1 protein-coding gene is annotated in these 576 nt (G+C 66.3%); it reads left to right on the top strand.

The genetic code is table 11. The annotated features are described in order from the left end of the window. Window positions 1-576 (top strand): condensation domain-containing protein (locus tag AC4PR2_RS29575; RefSeq protein ID WP_492176134.1); only part of this gene is annotated, 576 nt, incomplete at both ends.

The raw sequence follows: 576 nt of genomic DNA, 5'->3' as shown, positions 1-576 counted from the left end.
GTGCTGGCGGCACGGGAAAATCGCGATCTGCCGTTCGAGCAGGTGGTGGAGCTGGTCAATCCGCCGCGCCACCTGGGCTATACCCCGCTGTTCCAGGTGATGCTGGCCTGGCAGGACGGCTCGGTGCGCGATATTCCGCTGCCTGGGCTGCAGGCCGAGCTGGCCGGGCTGGAATACAGCGCGGCGAAGTTTGATCTGACGCTCGATCTGGCCGATACCGGCGAAGGCATCAGCGGTACGCTGAACTTCGCCACGGCGTTGTTCGATCGCGCCACCGCCGAACGCTACGGCGTTTACCTGGTACAGGCGCTGCGGGCGATGACGTTGAATAGCCCACGGTCAGTATCCCATATCGATTTGTTGCCGCTCGCCGAACGGGAGCATCTGCTGCATGGCTGGAACCGCACCGAGCGTGACTACCCGCTGGATCAGACGCTGGCGGCGCTGTTCGAGCAGCAGGTACGCCGCACGCCGGACGCCACCGCGCTGGTGAGCGGAACGGAAAGCCTGAGCTACGCCCAGCTGAACGCCCGCGCCAACCGGCTGGCGCACGCGCTGATAGCGCGCGGCGTCGGC

The sequence above is a fragment of the Serratia sp. A07 genome (assembly GCF_058725505.1).
The sequence above is the reverse complement of the archived record's forward strand: the minus strand, read 5'-3'. Positions and strand labels throughout refer to the sequence as shown.